Here is a 19,392-nt window from a genome sequence, read left to right as displayed (position 1 = left end):
CTTTTTGGCTTCTTGAAAACCCCGCTGCCATATTCTGGCAGCGGGGTTTTTTATGCCCGTCAGATGTGCGTGGGACGGCGCACGGCAGCCAGCGATGAGGAAGCGTGAGATCGGCTAGAATAAAGCTACTCACACAGACAGGAGTTACATATGGCAAGCAAGAAACCAACTAAAGCTGCAAAGATCGACATCGGCATTTCCGAGGCGGACCGCGCGAAGATCGCGGAAGGCCTGTCCGGCCTGCTGGCTGACAGCTACACCTTGTACCTGATGACCCACAACTTCCATTGGAACGTCAAGGGACCGATGTTCAATACCCTGCACCTGATGTTCATGACCCAGTACACAGAACAGTGGGGCGCGCTGGACCTGATCGCTGAACGTATCCGCGCACTCGGTTATCCGGCGCCGGGAACCTACAAGGAATTCGTCAAGCTGGCGACCATCAAGGAAATCGATGGCGTGCCTCCCGCGCTGGAAATGGTCAGCCACCTGGTGGCGGCGCAAGAGGCGACCGCCCGCACGGCGCGCCGTCTGTTCCCGCTGCTGGAAAAGGCCAATGACCAGCCGACCGCGGATCTGATCACGCAACGCCTGGATTTGCATGAGAAAACGGCATGGATGCTGCGCAGTTTATTGGAAGAATAAGTAAGAATAAGCGCTGTAAAATGAGAAACTCCTGATTTGCTATTGACGCAGGCGTGAATTGCGTTAGACTGCTTGTATATAGGTGTCTGGCAAGATAAATATCTTCAGTTTGTCATCGTAAAAACCCTCGTCGCCTATATCGGCCACGGGGGTTTTTATATTTTCGGGAATATATAAGTAAAGGAAAACATCATGGCCGATTGGATAGGCTGGTTTGTGGCGGCTGGCGTGGTATTGATCCTGGAATTATTCAGCGGTACGTTTTATTTGCTGATGATCGCCATTGGTATTAGTGCTGGTGGATTGATGGCGCTCGCTGGGGCGAATGGCGTCTGGCAGGCGCTGGCGGCCGCTATTGTTGGCGTGGCGGCGACCCTGTTGTTGCGCCGCAGCCGTTTTGGCAAAGCTGCGCGCCGTGATGTGGCGCAAGATCCGAATGTGAATCTGGATATCGGCCAAAGTGTGGCAGTGGCGCACTGGGTCGATGGTGTGGCGCGCGTGATGTATCGCGGTGCGCTCTGGGATGTTGAATTAGCCCCCGGCGGCGATACGCAAGCGGGCCAGTACACAATACGCGCCGTACGCGGCAGTCGTTTGATTGTTGGATAACCTGGAGAGTAAATTATGGAAGTAAGCATCGGAAGCGTCACGCTGATCTTGTTGTTGCTGGCCCTGGTCTTTGTATTCAAGACGGTCAATGTGGTGCCGCAGCAGCATGCCTGGGTGGTCGAGCGTTTGGGTAAATTCCACGCCGTGTTGGGCCCTGGGCTCAATATCGTCGTGCCTTTTGTCGACCGTATCGCTTACAAGCATGTGCTCAAGGAGATTCCACTCGATGTGCCGCCGCAGGTCTGTATTACGCGTGACAATACGCAGTTGCAGGTCGATGGTATTTTGTATTTCCAGATTACTGACGCGATGCGCGCCTCGTATGGTTCGTCGAATTACATTGCCGCCATTACACAGCTGGCGCAAACCACCTTGCGCTCCGTGATCGGCAAGATGGAGCTCGACAAGACGTTTGAAGAGCGCGATCACATTAATACCGCCATCGTGAATGCCATTGATGAATCGGCGTCGAATTGGGGCGTCAAGGTGTTGCGCTATGAAATCAAGGATTTGACGCCACCGAAAGAAATCTTGCATGCGATGCAGGCGCAAATTACGGCAGAACGTGAAAAGCGCGCACTGATCGCGGCCTCGGAAGGGCGCAAGCAGGAGCAGATCAATATTGCCAGCGGTGAACGCGAAGCGGCAATTGCCCGCTCGGAAGGTGAGAAGCAGGCGTCGATCAATCGCGCCGAAGGGCAGGCGACCGCCATCGTGGCGCTGGCCCAGGCAAGCGCCGAGGCGCTGCGCCAGGTGGGCGCCGCCATTCGTGAGCCAGGCGGCGAGGATGCCGTCAATCTGAAAGTGGCGGAACAATACGTGGGTGCTTTTGCGCAACTGGCCAAGACAAATAACTCGATTATCGTCCCGGCCAATCTGGGGGATATGAGCGGCCTCATCGCTACTGCGATGCAAGTAGTGAAAACGCAGAAGCCAAAAGTCTTGTAATTCGGCTTGGCGATAAGCCTCACTACATATTCAATAGCAACTTCCGCCCGCTTGATAGCGGGCGGTTTGCATTTGGCGCCAGTATTGTCATCATATGGATCAGCTAATTGATGCAGAGTGATAGAGGGAAGGTTATTGGCTTTTAAATCCACCATATGCGCAGCATGATCAAGGTCTTATGCGTGGCGTGCGGCAGTTATTTTTGTTTTCGATTAAAGTATCAGCCGTGCATGCTGCTATTAAGTATATTTGGCTCTGTGTTTGAATGTTTGGGATGCTGCTGCTTGAAACACGATAGTATTGTTCCCATGTTTTTCACAGCTTGTAATTTATAAGTACTATAAATTGCAATTAAATAAAAATTGATACACAATTAATGGCATGATGTGTATGTAGTTGAATTCTGATCTGCATGGAGATAGTTCTCGGCGTTCAGCTTGTGGATTTGACCACTGGTAGCCAGCCTGTGATTCGGGATACATGTGCACTATCGGATGAAAAAGACTGTTTTAAGCAAAAATAATTGTAAAAAACATTAAAATTCCCAAAAAAACTCCCCAGGCGCGTTACAATTGGATAGAATTTAACCCTAGAGTTATATTTTTCAACGCAATCTCAACCCAGGCAAAGGAAATATCATGGATCTGTCCAGCTTATCCCTGTCCGAACTGCGCACGCTGCAAGACGACATCAAGAAACAAATGAAAAAACGCGAACAGGACGACCTGTCGAAAGCGCGTGAGCAAATCCTGGCGATCGCTCAAAGCGTTGGTGTTTCGGTAAAAGACCTGGTGGGTACGGGTATCCGTGCAAAAACCGGTACTGTTGCCGTACGTTTCCGCAATCCAGACGATGCGTCGCAACAATGGACTGGCCGTGGCCGTCAACCGAAATGGGTCAAGGAATGGACCGATTCGGGTAAATCGCGTGATCTTCTGAAGGTTTAAATACCGTTCATTCGGATGCTTGTCCTGTAGCATGTGCTTAAAACAGCATACAAGCATCCGGAACTCCCCCTGATAAGTTGGCGCGTGTATCACGCCCATTATTTCTGCACTTGAGCTATCTGCCTGTATTGTCGGCAGCTATCGCGCTCCTTATATCCCCCCCGCTCTTTATTGCCCTGTTGGCTGTTACCCGATTCCGATGGCCGTTATGGCGCAGCCAAAATAAAACCCGGCATGCAGCCGGGTTGCTTGGAGTATTGCAATGCCTGCATGGGCAAGCTGATTTAGCGTTAGCGGCGATTCGTCTTCATCGCCGCCTGCACTTCGCGCGCACCATCGCGGTCGCGTTCAGCGGCGCGCTTGTCGTGCTGTTTCTTGCCCTTGGCCAGGCCAATTTCGCATTTCACGCGGCCACCCTTGTAATGCAGGTTCAAAGGCACCAGTGTAAAGCCGGAGCGCTCGACCTTGCCGATCAGTTTATCCATTTCCGCGCGGTGCAGCAGCAGCTTGCGCGTGCGCACGGCTTCCGGGTGGATATGGGTGGAGGCGGTCGGCAAGGCGCTGATATGGGCGCCGAACAGGAATAATTCGTCGCCACGGACGACGACGTAGGCTTCCTTGATCTGGACGCGGGCGTCGCGAATGGCTTTGACTTCCCAGCCTTCGAGCACGATGCCGGCTTCGTAGCGATCCTCGATAAAGTAGTCGTGGAATGCTTTTCTGTTGTCTGCTATGGTCATGAGATGGTAAATGTGCGCGGGTCGGTTAAACTACTGTCTCGCGCAAGCGCGATAAAATCCAATGTATCCAACATCATAGCAAATGGTTCTTCAATGGCAGTAGTACATAAATCAGTTTTTCTCGGCTACAGCGCCGAACAAATGTTCGCGCTGGTGGCGGCGGTGGAAGATTATCCCAAATTCCTGCCCTGGTGCGGCGCAGTGGAAGTGCGCGAACGCGGCGAGAATACGGTCGTCGCCAGCGTGGGCATACAATACCACGGCGTGCGCCAAAGCTTCACCACGTCGAACGAGAACGTGCCACCATCGTCGATCAAGATGAAGCTGGTTGACGGTCCTTTCAAGACCCTTGATGGCGTCTGGACCTTCAAAGCCTTGCGCGACGATGCCTGCAAGATCGAACTGGACCTGCACTACGAGTTTTCCAGCCGTGTATTGGAGCAAATCATCGGCCCCGTGTTCGGCATGATCGCCAACAGCATGGTCGATTCCTTCTGCAAGCGCGCGGAGACCGTCTATGGCTGAGGCCAGCATCCAGGTGCAAGTCTGTCATGCCTTGCCCGATAACGCCTTCCTGCGCTCCTTGAGCGTGCCTGTGGGCACGACCGTGGAGCAGGTTGTGAAACTGAGCGGTTTGCTGCAGCAAGTGCCCGGCATCGACCTGGCAGTCAATATGGTCGGCATCTATGGCAAGAAGAAGACTCTCGATACCGTATTGCGCCAGCATGACAGGGTAGAGGTCTACCGTCCCTTGCTGGCGGACCCGAAAGAGGCGCGACGGCGTCGGGTGGGTAGCAAGCCTGCCAAAGCCTAGGTGCGGGGCAGGTCGCTGCCTTGCTGCGCTGCTTATACAGTATTTTTTTGCTATTTCCTAATATCTTTTCTATGCTGCAAGGACGGAGGGCAGGAATTGCTGTATAATCTGTTTTTGCGCCAATAGGAAATGCTATGCGTCTACTTCAAAAAGCACTCACATTCGATGACGTGCTGCTCGTCCCAGCCTACTCCAACGTTCTGCCTGCCGATACGTCCCTCAAAACTCGCTTGACCCGCAACATCACCCTGAATATTCCCTTGCTGTCCGCAGCCATGGATACGGTGACAGAAGCCCGCCTGGCGATCGCGATGGCGCAGGAAGGCGGCATCGGTATCATCCACAAGAATTTGAACCCGAAAGACCAGGCACGTGAAGTAGCCCGCGTCAAGCGTTTCGAAGCCGGCGTGCTGCGCGATCCGATCACGATCCCGCCAGAAATGAAAATCCGCGACGTGATCGCCCTTACCGAACAATACGGCATCAGCGGTTTCCCTGTAGTCGAAGGCAAGACCGTGGTCGGTATCATTACCAACCGCGACTTGCGTTTTGAACAGGAACTCGACGCCGAAGCGCGCGCCAAGATGACCCCGCGCGACAAGCTGGTGTACGTCACCGAAGGCGCCGACCGCGATGAAGCCAAGCGCCTGATGAACAAGCACCGCCTCGAGCGCGTGCTGGTGGTCAACGACGACTTTGAATTGCGCGGCCTGATCACCGTAAAAGATATCCAGAAGTCGACTTCGCACCCGTTCGCGTCGAAAGACAGCCAAGGCAAACTGCTGGTCGGCGCTGCCGTCGGCGTGGGCGCCAAGGATGAAGAGCGCATCGACCTGCTGGTTGCTGCTGGCGTGGATGTGCTGGTGGTCGATACTGCCCATGGCCACTCGCAAGGCATCCTGGACCGCGTAAAGTGGATCAAGACCAAGTATCCGCAAGTGGAAGTTATTGGTGGCAATATCGCTACCGCTGCTGCCGCCAAGGCGCTGGTCGAATACGGCGCTGACGCAGTCAAGGTCGGCATCGGTCCAGGCTCGATCTGCACCACGCGTATCGTCGCCGGTGTCGGCGTGCCGCAAATCACGGCGATTTCGAACGTGGCGGAAGCACTGGAAGGCACGGGCGTGCCATGTATCGCTGACGGCGGCATCCGCTTCTCGGGCGATATCTCGAAAGCACTGGCCGCTGGCGCATCGACCGTCATGATGGGTTCCATGTTTGCCGGTACGGAAGAAGCACCAGGCGAAGTGATCCTGTACCAGGGCCGCAGCTACAAATCCTACCGCGGCATGGGTAGCCTGGGCGCGATGTCCGATGGTTCGGCTGACCGTTATTTCCAGGACGCCACCATGAAGGCCGACAAGTTCGTGCCTGAAGGTATCGAAGGCCGCGTCGCCTACAAGGGCAGCGTGCTGGCGATCATCTTCCAGCTGGTGGGCGGCGTGCGTCAATCGATGGGTTACTGCGGTTGCGCCACCATCGATGAGCTGCGCGAAAAAGCGGAATTCGTGGAAATCACCTCGGCCGGCATGCGCGAATCGCATGTCCATGATGTGCAGATCACCAAAGAAGCTCCCAACTATCGCTCTGAATAAGCTATAGCGACAGACCAGACCGGCGCCTAGTGCGCCGGTTTTGTAATGACCTCAGATAAAGTCCCTACCATGCATTCTAAAATCCTCATTCTCGATTTCGGCTCCCAAGTCACCCAGTTGATCGCCCGCCGCGTGCGCGATTCTGGCGTGTTTTCCGAAGTCTTCCCGTATGACGTCAGCGATGAATTCGTGCGCAACTATGGCGCCGCCGGCGTGATCTTGTCGGGCAGCCATAATTCGACGCTGGAAGGCGATTCGCCACGCGCGCCGCAAGCCGTGTTCGAATTGGGCGTGCCTGTGCTGGGCATCTGCTACGGCATGCAAACCATGGCGGCCCAGCTGGGCGGCAAGGTTGAAAACGGCCTGGTGCGTGAATTCGGCTACGCTGAAGTACGCGCCCGCAGCCATACTAAATTGCTGAACGGCATTGCCGACTTCGTTACCGACGAAGGCCACGGCATGTTGAAAGTCTGGATGAGCCACGGCGATAAAGTGCTGGACATGCCGCCAGGCTTCAAGCTGATGGGCAACACGCCTAGCTGCCCGATCGCCGCCATGGCCGACGAAGAGCGCCAGTTCTATGGCGTGCAATTCCATCCGGAAGTGACGCACACGGTGCAGGGCAAGGCCATCATCGGCCGTTTCGTGCATGAAATCTGCGGCTGCAAATCGGACTGGAACATGCCCGACTACATCAGCGAAGCAGTGGAAAAAATCCGTGCGCAAGTGGGCACGGATGAAGTCATCCTGGGCTTGTCCGGTGGCGTCGATTCTTCCGTGGCAGCTGCCCTGATCCACCGCGCCATCGGCGACCAGCTCACTTGCGTGTTTGTCGACCATGGCCTGCTGCGCCTGGACGAAGGCAAGATGGTGATGGACATGTTCGCCAAGAACTTGGGCGTGAAAGTCATCCGCGTCGACGCGGAAGACCAGTTCATGGGCCACCTGGCCGGCGTGATCGACCCTGAGCAAAAGCGCAAGATCATCGGCCGTGAATTCGTCGAAGTGTTCCAGGTTGAATCGGGCAAGCTGGTCAACGCAAAATGGCTGGCGCAAGGCACGATTTACCCGGACGTGATCGAGTCGGCCGGCAAGGGCAAGAAAGGCCAGACCATCAAGAGTCACCACAACGTGGGCGGCTTGCCAGACACCATGAAGCTGCAATTGCTGGAACCGCTGCGTGAACTGTTCAAGGACGAGGTGCGCAAGCTGGGCGTCGCCCTGGGCTTGCCACACGACATGGTCTACCGCCACCCATTCCCGGGCCCAGGCTTGGGCGTGCGCATCCTCGGTGAAGTCAAGAAAGAATTCGCCGACCTGCTGCGCCGCGCCGACGCCATCTTCATCGAAGAACTGCGCAACACGCCATACGAATTCGTTGCCGGCCAGGCCGTCGACCCGGAAGCCTTGCCAGCGAACTGGTATGAAGCCACCAGCCAGGCCTTCGCCGTGTTCCTGCCAGTCAAATCGGTAGGCGTGATGGGCGACGGCCGCACCTACGAATACGTGGTGGCCTTGCGCGCGGTACAAACGCAAGACTTCATGACGGCCCACTGGGCACATTTGCCGCACAGCCTGCTGGGCAAAGTATCGAACCGCATCATCAACGAAGTGCGCGGCATCAACCGCGTGGTCTACGATATCAGCGGCAAGCCGCCTGCGACCATCGAGTGGGAGTGATTTAAGGTCCTTCGGGGACTATCGTCAGCTATCGAAAAACCGCCGAAACGTGTTGATTTATAAGGAAATACGTCGCGGCAGCTATCGGTGGCTATCGCCGGCCAGCGGAACAGGTTGGCGGTAGAAGTGGCGGTAGGAACCGCAGGCTCGATTAAGACCCTCCCGTTTACTATCCAGACCAAACCGGTCTTTGACGGTAAATGTCTCCTCGGGAAAGCTTGTTCTACGCGGCTTTCCCGGCATCAGCGGGTCTCCTGACCCCTGACGGTAAAACGCCGTCACAACAGGAGGAAAACCTCGATGCTTACCGACACTGCACTGCGCAATTTCAAGCCTAAGTCCAAGATTTATAAGGCTTTTGACCGGGATGGGATGTACGTGACGGTATCGCCCGTCGGTACCGTCACCTTCCGCTACGATTACCGTCTCAATGGCCGCCGCGAAACGCTGACCATCGGCCGCTACGGAGCCGCCGGCATTTCGCTGGCACTCGCCCGGGAAAAGCTGATCGACGCCAAGAAAGCGGTCGCCCAGGGCAAGTCCCCCGCGCTGGAAAAGCAACGCGAGAAGCGCCGGCTGACCGCCGCCAAGACCTTCGGGGAAATGACCGAGAAATGGCTCGCGGGTGCGCGTATGGCCGACAGCACGAAGGCGATGCGTAAGAGCATCGTCGATCGAGACATCTTGCCGGCCTTCGAGAACCGGCAACTCAACGAAATCACCGCAGATGACTTGCGTGCCTTGTGCAACAAGGTGAAGGCGCGCGGTGCCCCTGCCACTGCGGTACACGTCCGCGACATCGTGAAGCAGGTTTATGCCTTTGCCATCCTGCACGGGGAGAATGTAGACAACCCGGCGGAGGGTGTGGGTGCAGCCTCCATTGCGACCTTCGTGCCGAAGGATCGCGCTTTGTCGCCGTTGGAGATTCGACTGACGGCGCGGCAGATGGAATCGGTAGCAACCTATCCGACCATCCGGCTTGCATTGCGCATGATTCTGCTGACGCTGGTGCGCAAGAGCGAGCTGATCCAAGCTACCTGGGATGAGGTCGATTTCGAGACTGCGACCTGGACGATCCCAAAGCAGCGGATGAAAGGGCGCAACCCCCACGTGGTCTACCTTTCGCGCCAGGCACTCGACATCTTCGTGGCGCTCCACACCTGCGCCGCTGGCTCCAAGTTCGTGCTGCCGTCGCGCTACGACTCCGACCGCTGCATGTCGAACGCGACCTTGAACCGGGTGACGCAGATCGTGGCGGAGCGGGCCAAGGCTGCCGGTCTGCCGCTGGAGCCTTTCACCGTCCACGACCTACGCCGTACTGGCTCGACGCTGTTGAACGAAATCGGCTTCAACCGCGACTGGATCGAGAAGTGCCTGGCGCACGAGGATGGACGCTCATCGCGGTCTATCTACAACAAGGCCGAGTACGCCGAGCAGCGGCGCCACATGCTGCAAGAGTGGGCCAACATGGTTGACGCCTGGATCGACGGGCAGACCTACGTGCCCAAGCTGATGCCGGAGAACGTGGTGGTGCCGGCACTGAGTGCGATGGCCTAAACGGGTGTTTGGTTGTCACTTGACAACCAAACCATTCATCCCCATACTGGAGATAACTGATGGCCCGTTCCCCTCATCCGAAGAAAGAGGTCGAGGAAGCTCTCAAGCACGCCGAAGAACAGGGCTGGCGCGTCGATGTCGGCGGTGGCCACGCTTGGGGGCGGATTTATTGTCCGTACAACGACGAGGAGTGCCGCTGTGGCGAGTTCTGTATCACGTCGGTATGGAGCACGCCGAAGAACCCTGGCAACCACGCACGCGCCTTGCGGCGCGTCGTTAACAACTGCACTACGCACCGCAAGCAACAGGATGCGGCCGACCGTGTCGAGGAGTAGCACGATGGAATACATCTTCACTTTGAAATACCAGCTCGCCGACGATGACTGTGAACCAGATGCGTTGGTCGAGCGTCTAGGCGAGGCCGGTTGCGATGATGCCTTGGTTGGGATCGGTCAGCCCGGGCGGCTGGCTCTGGAATTCACACGCGAGGCGGACAACGCGGACGCGGCCGTGCGTAGCGCGCTGGTCGACGTGCGCAGGGCCGTCCCCTCGGCCACCTTGATCGAGGTTGCCCCGGATCTGGTTGGCTTGACCGATGTGGCGGAATTGATCGGTGTGTCGCGACAGAACATGCGCAAGCTGATGCTGACCCATCCAGGCAGCTTTCCCGCGCCGGTGCATGAGGGCAGTGCGTCGATCTGGCACTTGGCGGACGTGCTGGCTTGGCTGCAGGCCAAGGGCAGCTACTCGCTGACCGAGGATATGTTGGAGGTAGCGAGCGTAGCGTTGCAGGTCAACGTGGCGAAGGAAGGGAGACGGTTAGCGCGTTCGGGTTCCGAGGAACTGAAAGCCCTGGTTGGATGAACTCGTGGTCCGTCTCATTCCTCGCCCAAGTCCGCCCGAACGGGGCGGGTTTTTCTTAGGCGGACGTCCGGCTTCGAGACGCCGCCGCGAGGAGCTTGTTTGCGTGCCTCGATCCACGCTTCCACTTCGGCCAAGTCCCACACGACGCAGCGCGGCGTCAGATTGAAGCGACGCGGAAACTCACCGCGGCGCTCCATCTCGTAAATCGTCGTTTCGGCCAAAGGGACGATCTGCCGCAGTTCTTGGCGGCGGATGGTGCGCCGGAAGGGGAGGGGGCTGCGCTTCGGAAATTGCGACAGCGCCTCATAAGCTTCCGTTCCCGGAAAGGGAAGGGATTGTTCAGTGTTGATGTCGGGCGCTTTGGATGCTTGCGGTGACTGTTCCACTTTGAACTCCATGAGCACGTTGCGTGGAGATATGATGAGCTTCGGCATCTATCGGAACAACTTGCTGCGGCGTAGCGTGGCGAACTCAGTGCGATCATGCTGCAGCTCGAAAAGGTGAACTCTCGGAAGTGGCATCCTTTTTCATGCCGATGCTCCGCAGAATGGTTCCGTCAAATGCGCGAGCCAGGCCTCGTGTTGAGGTGCAGTCATGCGGCTTTGATCCGAACATCTCCAGGCTTTATGAATCTGAGCGCACTGAGTATCCAAGTAAACAAAAGTAATGTACGATTGACGTACATCGTCATAATCTGCACCCTGGCGCGGACAAAGTATGGGGTTAGTAGATGACGGCCTGTTTATTTCGAGGGCAATTATGACTGCGGTAGTCGAACAACCAGGTGAAGTTCTCGCTCAGCGGCTTGAAGCCCTTGGTGTGTCGCCGACTGAGCTAGCACGCCAGCTAAGTGTTCCTGCGAATAGGATTACTCAGATCATCCAAGGCAAGCGTGGGATCACAGGCGACTCGGCGCTAAGGCTCGCCCATTGGTTCGGGGATGCGCCGCAGTTCTGGATGAACTTGCAAACAAGGTGCGACTTGGAATTGGCGGAAGCTGAGTCGGGACGAGCCATCAAGTCTCTCCCTACCTGTCCGACCGTTAGCAGCCGGAAGGCCAACAAGCAGGCGAAGACCGCTTAGGAAAGAACTTATGACAGGGGACAACAGGAATTTTTGTGAGTTGATTGGTGTCTTTGAAAGGAGCGCATTGCATGACTGATGCCTCAGCAGACATCACATTTCACTACCCACCGGAGCTATTCAATCTTCTGGTGGATACAGTCCCGCTGCTCAATCGATCAAAGCAGGATGTGCTTTTGTTCTTCCGTGGCGCAGGGGTGTCCGATGCCATGACCTCGGACATTTCCGCTCGCCTGAGTAGTGCGCCGAAGGATGTCAACAAGTACCAAATGGTGCGCACTGTGCTTGAGCGCCTCAACGCGAAGGGAGAATCTGCCCTTCGCGAGCGGCGTGAGGTACTGCGACGCGTGGTGGACTTTGCGAGCTTCGATTCATGCTGGCCCGCCGACCATCTCAAGGCCAAAGGTCTTGTCGTCAGCATCCGCGAAGTCGTCAATCAGAAGGACGCTTTCACGCGTATGAACAATGCTCGCGAAGAAGAGCGGCAAGCGCGGCTGGCAGAGACGCAGCGAATCGTAGCGGAGAAGCGCGAGCGCACTTCTAAGATCGAGAGTGCTAAGCAGGGTTTGTATGCGCTGTTTGGTACCTCGGCAACGGCGCAGGAACGCGGCAAGATGTTGGAGACCGCGCTCAACAATCTCTTTCAAGCTTATGGTGTTCTCATCCACAAAGCTTTCCACTTGGTCGGCAATTCCGGTGAGGGGATAGTTGAACAGATCGATGGCGTGGTTGAGCTTGGCGGCGCGCTCTACTTCGTTGAAATGAAGTGGTATCGCGATCCGGTGGGAAAGCCCGAGATTTCGGAGCATCTTATTCGCCTCATGTCGCGCGCCGAGGCTCGAGGCATCTTTATCTCCGCCAGCGGGTATACCGAACCAGCAATTCATACGGTTCGTGAGTTTTTGCAACACAAGGTCTTGATACTCTCGACACTTCAGGAAATCGTGCATCTTTTAGACGAGCAGGCGGACCTTGCGGAATTCTTGACACAGAAAGTCCAAGCGGCGCAGATACATAAGAACCCGTATTTCCGCCCTCATGTGGACCAGAAGCGGGGTATGTCATGACGACGAACTGGGAGGACATCAAGAAGCCGCTAACTCCCACGATCGTCGTCACTGCCGCACAAGTTTCGAACGGCCCCGTTATTCCGCCGCAACAAAGACTGCTGACATACTCGCCAAACGATTGGGAAGATTTCGTTGAGGAATGGGCTTACTACTGCCTCACGGCAGAGTACGACCACGTCCAACGCTTCTCAGGTGCCGGCGACATGGGAATCGACGTTGCCGGCTTTTGTGACGATCAACGCCTCATGGGCGTATGGGACAACTACCAATGTAAGCACTATGACCATGCACTCAGACCCAGCGATGTCTGGTCTGAATTTGGCAAGGTCATCTGGTACTCGTACAACGGTGAATACACTGTTCCCCGTCGCTACTATTTTGTTTCGCCGCGTGGCGCTGGCACGTCGCTTAGCCGCCTATTTTCGAATGCGACAAAGCTGCGCGAGGATTTGATTGCGAACTGGGACAAGAGCGTGAAAGCTGCAATCACTACTACGCAAGAAGTTCTGCTCGACTCGAAGCTGAAAAGCTATGTGGACGCCTTCGATTTCTCAATCTTCGATGCAAAGACGGCACTCCAGCTTGTTGGTGATCACCGAACCACGCCCGTTCACGCAGCACGCTTCGGCGGTGGATTACCAATACGGCCCGCATCCGAAAAGCCACCTCAGGAAGTCGCTGCAACCGAGAGCCGCTATGTGACACAGTTGCTTGGCGCGTACGGCGAACATACGGGAATGGCCGTGACCGACCCTTCTGCGCTGTCCATGCCAAAGCTCAAGGATCATTTCCGCCGCCAGCGCGAAGCGTTCTATGAGGCAGAGTCCCTGCGTGTCTTCGCGCGAGATAGCGTGCCACCAGGCACCTTCGAGTCCTTACTAGACGATATTCACGATGGCGTTATCGACACGCACGACGGGAATCACGTTGATGGTTACCAGAAGGTCTGCGCGGTTACCAAAGCAGCCCGCGATATGCAGATAACGGCAAATGCCCTCATTACTTGTACGAACCCCAAGGACAGAGACGGGATCTGCCACCAACTAGTTAATGAGGAGCGTATTCGGTGGACAAAATCATGAGCCAAGAACATAAGCCGATCACCTTCAATGGCCCACTTGAGGCCGGAATCCGCGCTGTCTCAATTCTTGGCGCGGCCTATCCGCAGACCTATGACCTTCAGCGGCTTGTTGCACTTGACTACCTTCTTGTCCACACAGGAGATATTGACGGCCCGGATAATCTGCACCCTCCGACACCGATGCATTCGGCTGAATTGCTCGTGCGCCGAAAATTGGTTGAGCAATCGCTGCTTCTGATGATGACCCGTGACCTAGTGGAGCGTGAAATTACACCTGAGGGATGTTGATTTGCAGCTAAATCTGACCCACTTCACCGCATAATTTGCACACGAAACTGACCCACGTATAAGACACAATCCTGCTCATGACATTGAGTGGGGAATTGGAGTGATCGACGTGGCATTACTAGGCATTATTCGACGCTGGCACATTCGCGACCAGGTCCCTTTGAGAGAGATCGCCAGGCGTTTGGGCATCTCTAGAAACACCGTCCGACGCTATCTGCGATCGGAAACCATTGAGCCAGCCTACTCTGAGCGGCGCTCTACCCGCGCCATCGACAAATATGCGTTCCAGCTTTCTGCGCTCCTGAAGACCGAGGCGGCGCGATCACGCAAGCAGCGGCGTACGCTGAAACAGATCCATGAGGACTTGAAGGAATTGGGATTCGAGGGGTCTTACGACAGAGTCGCGGCGTTCGCGAGAACCTGGAGGGAGGGTCAAACTGAGAGGGTCAATCCGGCCAGCAAACGAACACGCCTTCACCAATTTGCTGCTGGCTGGCAGGCGTTTTACGATCAGCGAATCCGGTAGTGCGTCCTGATGACCGAAAGACGCGAAGCATCGCGTCAAATCGACCGAAAATACGCTTGATCGACTTACTGTTCGACCATTTGTCGCGTTAATTTCGCTAAGAAAGCGAATTGATCAGCGCTTCCTGTAGTGGTCAACCCATCCCGGACACTACGTTAAGTTTTTCTTCGGCGACGGCCGGTGCCAATCCGTGATTGAACTGATGTGGCCGTATCCAGTTATACCGGTGCATCAGGTAATGACTGATGTCCCGTTGTGCTTCCTGTGTCGTCATGTAACCAGTTGACGGCAGCCATTCAGTTTTGAAGCTGCGGAAGAGCCGTTCCATCGGGGAGTTATCCCAACAATTTCCCCGACGGCTCATGCTCTGTCGTACCCGATAGCGCCACAAACGCTGACGGAATTTTCGACTGGCGTACTGGCTACCTTGATCCGAATGAAACAGCAGCCCCTGCGGTCGACCTCGCTGCTCGTAAGCCATTTCCAGCGCTTGCACAACAAGGTCGGCGTCGGGTCGTAGCGAGAATGCCCAGCCCACTGCTCGGCGAGCGAACAGATCCAACACCACGGCCAAGTAATACCATCGCCCCTGCGCCCAAATATATGTGATATCGCCGCACCAGGCCTGATTTGGCGCTTCCACCGTGAACTCTCGGTTGAGGTGATTCGGAATGTCGATCCGCTCCACTGTGGCCTGCTTATAGGCGTGCCTGCCCGGTTGTTTGCAGACCAGCCCTAACTCTTCCATCAAACGACTAACTTTGAAGCGGCCAATTGCCGCGCCTTCCTCGCGCATCATACCCATGATGCTGCGGCTTCCCGCCGAACTGCGACTCTCGACGAACAGCTCGTGCACGCGGCTACGCAATGCCATGCGCTCAACATCAATGTGCCGGGCGCGCTCCCGATACGCATACAGGCATGACCGCGCTACGTCGAACACCGCGCAGATCAACTCGATTGATTCGTTACCGCAAATCTGATCGATTACCTCGTACGTTCTATCCCTTCCGACATCAAGAGCGCGGTAGCCTTTTTTAAAATGGACTTCTCCCGCTCGAGACGCTCAATGCGTGCTTCGAGTTCCTGTATTCGTTGCTGATCAGGCGTCATTGCCTTACTCTGCGGCGTGATGCCTTGCCGCTCCAACTGCAGCTGCTGCACCCAGCGGCGCAGCACTGATTCGCCGATGCCGACCGACCGGCTTGCCTCAGTATGGCTATATCCTTGATCCAGTACCAGGCATGCCGCCTGCTGTTTAAACTCAGGGGAAAACGTACGTCTTTGCTTGCTCATCAAACACCTCTCCATGGCGAGCATTCTCGCCTAAATCAGTGTCCGGGTACATTAAACCACTACATCCCTAGCGATCCAGCTACAATCAGCCGACTAACTTACCTCAAACTGTAAAATGGCAAGCATAAGATTAAATTTCGAAACTATCAGGGAGTTCTTGCAGCGAAAAGAGGCGTCAAGGTTGGCCATTCCACTAATTCGTCAGGTAAGTGACAATACGTGCTGGGTTGCTTGCTATCAAATGATTGACAGCCATCGACTTGGCCAGCAGCAAGAGCACTGCGGATATGTGCGTCTGCAAACAAAAAAATGCAGCCATTGTTATCGCCCACAAGGATCTTGCGATAAACCGCGGCCAGTAGACGACATCTTGGCTGATTGGGTGAAGCTGGGATATAGAGACACACGGCGCGAGTACAACAGCTTATCGCGAAACCACCTTCACGCAGCGCTGCGAAATCACCACCCTGTTATGGCATTCATCAAGTTCAGAGGAGAGTCAGTAGGGCACTATTTTCTGATAATTGGCATCGAACGCAACTTGTTTAACGCCGATCCGATGTTGAACATCCTGGACCCATCAACTGGTCACAAAACTATGGATCTATTCGAACTAAATCGGTGGGGTGATTGGCAAGATAGTTGGGTGGTTGCATAATGGTTTTCCCGACAAGAATAAACCGCTGGCGCCTGAGCGCATTCGAGGAAGAAGAACTGCTTTCCAGTATCTTCGCAGACTTGCTATTACAGATGGGGTACAAATCTAATGTCGAAAAATTCACCATCGGCACGGTAGATGCGTATATTCGTAGTAGCCAAGCTATGCTCACCATCGACCGCGGTAGCGAATACGAGAGAAGTTTTTTTGTGTACGAGAAAGCTTTCGAGGTGCCTAGTCAATCCAACAGGCCTGTCTTAATTGGCCAAGATGGATCGAGGATGCTGATCATAGAATTTTCGTGTTCACTCGGGCAGTTTTGTGTCTTTGCGAATGTCAGGCCATTTAACCAAGGATTTTCCCTTCTCGGCTTGAACAACGTGCCAACTGTCTGGGCACGAAGACTTATTCAATTTGCCAAGGCCAAATCTAGTCTCGGCATTCTCAAGATTCCTGGATCTGGGCAAGTAGGATTATTGCTCCACGGGAATCGTGTTGTACCTCTAAGCCCGCTGTCCAGCGGGCATTCCGATTTTCACGAAAGACTTAACGCTCAGTTCGTCGAACTCCCGCTGCCTGACTTTATAAACGAATTCTATTGACGACTACTAGTCGGGTCACCTCCTGGATAGTCAGGCGGAGGACGGGGACTCGGAATTAATCAACTTCCTAAACGCGAAGGCAGGGTCAGTTTGAGCTAGTCCGATTTTCATGTAGCTTGCCTGCCTGATGCGCTCAACGTCCAGTTTTTCGGCTTTGATACGTCAAAAGGCACAGCAGCACCTGTGATGTTCCGCGCCATAATCGGCGCTGGAGGTAAAGTTGAAGGCGGTGAAATTCAGCCGAGCAGCACGGATGCAGTAATCGCCAATCATATTCATTAATCTGGGATGCGAAATTGCACTGAAAACTGAGCCACTCGCGTGCTTGCGTAAGCAATTGCAATTGCAGGTCGTAAAACAGCACCAAGCCCGCTTTGCCGCAGGCTTTTTCATTTTGCCATCAGCTGGCTGGCCACCATGTCCGTCAGCGACGCTATCATCCGCCGCAATTCATCGCTATCGCTGGCCAGGTCCTTGAATCCCTTGATCGCCGCAGCCAGCATGCGCGCCGCATCGGGCAGGGCGGGTACTGCTCCTTGCCGCGGCCATTGCTCTTGCAGGATGTCGGTCACCAGCTTCTCGAACACGTCGTAGCTGTCGCGCACGGCGCAAAAGCCCAGGTCGAAGACATCCCGAGCATCGGGGTTGGCCCGCACCAGTTCGTAGCCTTCCACGCCCCAGGAGGTGCAGGCCCAACGCAGCTTTTCGGCAATGCTGGGCAGGATTGCCAGCTGCTGCCTTATCTGCGCGATCTTGGTTTCGACCAGGCCTCGGATGACGGCGTCGAACACTTGCTCCTTGTCGGGGAAGGCCGCATACAGCGTCGGGCGTGACATGTTTGCCGCCCGCGCCACATCGCCCATCGTCGTACGCGCATAGCCGTAGCGCAGGAAGGTGGCCGTTGCTGCCGCGACAATTTGCTGGCGCCGGGCCAGCGTGGCCTCGTGGATTTCAGTCATGTGCGCAAATTTGATATTTTGAACAGATTGACACAGATTGTAAATCAGAATAAATTTACATTTTTATTTTAAATGTAAAATTGCAAGGAGATTTACATGGCTGTGCAAAAAGTATGGTTTGTCACTGGCGCAACCCGCGGCTTTGGCCGCCACTGGATAGAGGCGGCCCTGGCGCGTGGCGACAAGGTGGCGGCGACTGCCCGCGATCCTCAGGCGCTGGCCGGGTTGGCGCAGCAATATGGCGATGCGCTGCTGGTGTTGAAGGTCGATGTCACTGATCGTACCGGCGTTTTCGCTGCCGTCGCGCAAGCCCATCGCCATTTTGGCAAGCTCGATGTGGTGCTCAGCAATGCAGGCTTTGGCTACATGAGCGCGATTGAAGAGGCCACGGTCGAAGACACGCGCGCCGTGTTCGAGACCAACGTCTTCGGTACCCTGTCCCTGGTGCAAGCCGCATTGCCGCTACTGCGTGCACAAGGGCGGGGCCACATCATCCTGGTGTCGAGCGTGGCCGGCGTGGTGGCCGTGCCGATCGCCGGCATTTACGAAGCCACCAAGTTCGCCGTGGAAGCCATCGGCGAGGCGCTGGCGGCTGAAGTGGCCGAGTTCGGCGTCAAGGTCAGCCTGGTCGAGCCAGGCGGCTACGCCACCGATTTCCTCAGCAGCACATCGGTGCGCAATGCCGAGCCGATTGCCGCTTACGATGGGGTACGCGAGCAACTCGCCGCCATGCTGACGCCTGATTCGCTGGGCGACCCGGCAGCCACGTCCGCGGCGATCCTGAAACTGGTCGATGCGGAACAGCCGCCGCTGCGGCTGATCCTGGGCAACCTGCTGCCGTTTGTGCAAAACGTCTACGCCGAGCGCCTGAAGACCTGGGACGAGTGGCAAGACGTATCGCTGGCCGCCATGCGCATTGAACCAAAAGGGGATCAAGCATGATTATCGTTGCAGGGCAGGTCGATTTCGACACCCGCTACCTGGCGGAGATCCTGGCAGACGTCCGGGCCCTGGAGGCCGCGACCCGCCTGGAAGACGGCTGCCTCTATTACGCGATGGCCTTCGACGACCTGGAGACCGGCCACGCCACCGTGCTCGAGCGCTGGCGCGACGAAGCCGCACTCAATGCCCATCTGCGCACACCCGGTCTGAAAGCATTTCAGGAACGCAACCTGCCACGCGCGAAGCACTTCTCGATCAAGCTCTATGAGATTGCCGCAGAGCGCGAACTTGTCGTGCCAGATTAAGCAAGCCTGGCTTGGATCAAGGCGCAGGCAGCGAGCGCCTTGGCCTGCGTCTCTGCCGGTGCATGCGTGCTGGCAGACGCGATGAGAAGCTAGCGGCTAGCGATTTGCTATCGATGCTTACTGGTATAACTTTATGCATCACGCGCATGTGACAAGCTGCCAGTTTATTTTCTTTTATAT

The 19,392-nt window shown here is 55.9% G+C and carries 23 protein-coding genes and 1 pseudogene; 20 read left to right on the top strand and 4 right to left on the bottom strand.

What is annotated here, in order from left to right:
* Positions 1-150: 150 nt before the first annotated feature.
* The 4 genes from HDE75_RS01620 to HDE75_RS01605 all read left to right on the top strand — a co-directional run bounded on the left by HDE75_RS01620 (position 151) and on the right by HDE75_RS01605 (position 3,152).
* Positions 151-648, top strand: coding sequence for a Dps family protein (locus tag HDE75_RS01620; protein WP_183676536.1), 498 nt, complete (start codon positions 151-153; stop codon positions 646-648).
* A 192-nt stretch (positions 649-840) separates the two neighbouring features.
* Positions 841-1,257, top strand: coding sequence for an NfeD family protein (locus HDE75_RS01615; RefSeq protein ID WP_183676537.1), 417 nt, complete (start codon positions 841-843; stop codon positions 1,255-1,257).
* Between the two features lie 15 nt (positions 1,258-1,272).
* Positions 1,273-2,205: an SPFH domain-containing protein gene (locus HDE75_RS01610; RefSeq protein ID WP_183676538.1), complete on the top strand. Its 933-nt coding sequence runs from the start codon at positions 1,273-1,275 to the stop codon at positions 2,203-2,205.
* A gap of 638 nt (positions 2,206-2,843) precedes the next feature.
* On the top strand, positions 2,844-3,152 hold the full coding sequence (locus HDE75_RS01605; protein WP_183676539.1) for an H-NS histone family protein: 309 nt from the start codon (positions 2,844-2,846) through the stop codon (positions 3,150-3,152).
* 290 nt (positions 3,153-3,442) lie between these two features.
* On the opposite strand, the gene smpB is transcribed toward HDE75_RS01605, so the two are convergent.
* Complete coding sequence (gene smpB, locus HDE75_RS01600; RefSeq protein WP_183676540.1) at positions 3,443-3,892, bottom strand: SsrA-binding protein SmpB; 450 nt, start codon at positions 3,890-3,892, stop codon at positions 3,443-3,445.
* Positions 3,893-3,985: 93 nt separating this feature from the next.
* Here smpB and HDE75_RS01595 point away from each other — a divergent pair, with 93 nt between their 5' ends.
* From HDE75_RS01595 to HDE75_RS01565, 7 genes are all read left to right on the top strand, one after another.
* On the top strand, positions 3,986-4,417 hold the full coding sequence (locus HDE75_RS01595) for a type II toxin-antitoxin system RatA family toxin (RefSeq protein ID WP_183676541.1): 432 nt from the start codon (positions 3,986-3,988) through the stop codon (positions 4,415-4,417).
* Positions 4,410-4,706, top strand: coding sequence for an RnfH family protein (locus tag HDE75_RS01590; RefSeq protein ID WP_183676542.1), 297 nt, complete (start codon positions 4,410-4,412; stop codon positions 4,704-4,706). Before HDE75_RS01595 ends, HDE75_RS01590 begins: the two co-directional genes overlap by 8 nt.
* A 134-nt stretch (positions 4,707-4,840) precedes the next feature.
* Positions 4,841-6,301, top strand: a complete 1,461-nt coding sequence (guaB, locus tag HDE75_RS01585; protein ID WP_183676543.1) for an IMP dehydrogenase — start codon at positions 4,841-4,843, stop codon at positions 6,299-6,301.
* A gap of 69 nt (positions 6,302-6,370) precedes the next feature.
* Positions 6,371-7,981, top strand: a complete 1,611-nt coding sequence (gene guaA, locus HDE75_RS01580) for a glutamine-hydrolyzing GMP synthase (protein ID WP_183676544.1) — start codon at positions 6,371-6,373, stop codon at positions 7,979-7,981.
* A 300-nt stretch (positions 7,982-8,281) separates the two neighbouring features.
* Entirely contained in the window at positions 8,282-9,538 is a 1,257-nt protein-coding gene (locus tag HDE75_RS01575; protein WP_183676545.1) for a tyrosine-type recombinase/integrase, read from the top strand.
* 59 nt (positions 9,539-9,597) lie between these two features.
* A complete protein-coding gene (locus tag HDE75_RS01570; protein ID WP_183676546.1) occupies positions 9,598-9,873 on the top strand; it encodes a hypothetical protein in 276 nt (91 codons plus the stop codon).
* A 4-nt stretch (positions 9,874-9,877) separates the two neighbouring features.
* Entirely contained in the window at positions 9,878-10,402 is a 525-nt protein-coding gene (locus tag HDE75_RS01565) for a helix-turn-helix transcriptional regulator (protein ID WP_183676547.1), read from the top strand.
* 14 nt (positions 10,403-10,416) lie between these two features.
* Here HDE75_RS01565 and HDE75_RS01560 read toward each other — a convergent pair whose 3' ends face one another.
* On the bottom strand, positions 10,417-10,800 hold the full coding sequence (locus HDE75_RS01560; protein ID WP_183676689.1) for a helix-turn-helix transcriptional regulator: 384 nt from the start codon (positions 10,798-10,800) through the stop codon (positions 10,417-10,419).
* 319 nt (positions 10,801-11,119) lie between these two features.
* Here HDE75_RS01560 and HDE75_RS01555 point away from each other — a divergent pair, with 319 nt between their 5' ends.
* From HDE75_RS01555 to HDE75_RS01535, 5 genes and pseudogenes are all read left to right on the top strand, one after another.
* Positions 11,120-11,485, top strand: a complete 366-nt coding sequence (locus tag HDE75_RS01555) for a HigA family addiction module antitoxin (protein ID WP_311735050.1) — start codon at positions 11,120-11,122, stop codon at positions 11,483-11,485.
* Positions 11,486-11,556: 71 nt separating this feature from the next.
* On the top strand, positions 11,557-12,552 hold the full coding sequence (locus tag HDE75_RS01550; RefSeq protein WP_183676548.1) for a restriction endonuclease: 996 nt from the start codon (positions 11,557-11,559) through the stop codon (positions 12,550-12,552).
* On the top strand, positions 12,549-13,637 hold the full coding sequence (locus HDE75_RS01545) for an ABC-three component system protein (protein ID WP_183676549.1): 1,089 nt from the start codon (positions 12,549-12,551) through the stop codon (positions 13,635-13,637). Before HDE75_RS01550 ends, HDE75_RS01545 begins: the two co-directional genes overlap by 4 nt.
* Positions 13,634-13,924 carry an ABC-three component system middle component 2 gene (locus HDE75_RS01540; protein ID WP_221291734.1) on the top strand — a complete coding sequence of 97 codons (291 nt, stop codon included), beginning with the start codon at positions 13,634-13,636 and terminating at the stop codon, positions 13,922-13,924. Before HDE75_RS01545 ends, HDE75_RS01540 begins: the two co-directional genes overlap by 4 nt.
* Before the next feature lie 100 nt (positions 13,925-14,024).
* Positions 14,025-14,354: pseudogene (locus HDE75_RS01535) on the top strand (helix-turn-helix domain-containing protein); the annotation flags it as partial.
* A 229-nt stretch (positions 14,355-14,583) separates the two neighbouring features.
* Here HDE75_RS01535 and HDE75_RS01530 read toward each other — a convergent pair.
* Positions 14,584-15,746 (bottom strand): IS3 family transposase gene (locus tag HDE75_RS01530; protein ID WP_183753003.1). Its coding sequence is split into 2 segments (ribosomal slippage): positions 14,584-15,491 and positions 15,491-15,746, totalling 1,164 coding nucleotides; the frame shifts between segments, so codons are not numbered across the junction.
* 115 nt (positions 15,747-15,861) lie between these two features.
* On the opposite strand from HDE75_RS01530, the gene HDE75_RS27015 reads away from it, so the two are divergent.
* Both HDE75_RS27015 and HDE75_RS01520 read left to right on the top strand, forming a co-directional pair.
* Positions 15,862-16,404 carry a papain-like cysteine protease family protein gene (locus tag HDE75_RS27015; RefSeq protein WP_409254923.1) on the top strand — a complete coding sequence of 181 codons (543 nt, stop codon included), beginning with the start codon at positions 15,862-15,864 and terminating at the stop codon, positions 16,402-16,404.
* Positions 16,404-17,006, top strand: a complete 603-nt coding sequence (locus HDE75_RS01520; RefSeq protein ID WP_183679339.1) for a hypothetical protein — start codon at positions 16,404-16,406, stop codon at positions 17,004-17,006. The genes HDE75_RS27015 and HDE75_RS01520 overlap by 1 nt, the downstream gene beginning before the upstream one ends.
* Positions 17,007-17,395: 389 nt before the next feature.
* On the opposite strand, the gene HDE75_RS01515 is transcribed toward HDE75_RS01520, so the two are convergent.
* Positions 17,396-17,965, bottom strand: a complete 570-nt coding sequence (locus tag HDE75_RS01515) for a TetR/AcrR family transcriptional regulator (protein WP_183679337.1) — start codon at positions 17,963-17,965, stop codon at positions 17,396-17,398.
* Between the two features lie 96 nt (positions 17,966-18,061).
* Between HDE75_RS01515 and HDE75_RS01510 the strand changes: the two genes are divergently transcribed.
* Both HDE75_RS01510 and HDE75_RS01505 read left to right on the top strand, forming a co-directional pair.
* Entirely contained in the window at positions 18,062-18,907 is an 846-nt protein-coding gene (locus HDE75_RS01510) for an SDR family NAD(P)-dependent oxidoreductase (RefSeq protein ID WP_183679335.1), read from the top strand.
* Positions 18,904-19,212, top strand: coding sequence for a putative quinol monooxygenase (locus HDE75_RS01505; protein WP_183679333.1), 309 nt, complete (start codon positions 18,904-18,906; stop codon positions 19,210-19,212). Before HDE75_RS01510 ends, HDE75_RS01505 begins: the two co-directional genes overlap by 4 nt.
* Positions 19,213-19,392: the final 180 nt, after the last annotated feature.

This window comes from Janthinobacterium silvisoli (assembly GCF_014200725.1).
Lineage (GTDB): Bacteria > Pseudomonadota > Gammaproteobacteria > Burkholderiales > Burkholderiaceae_D > Janthinobacterium.
This window is presented reverse-complemented; position numbering and strand designations above follow the sequence as displayed.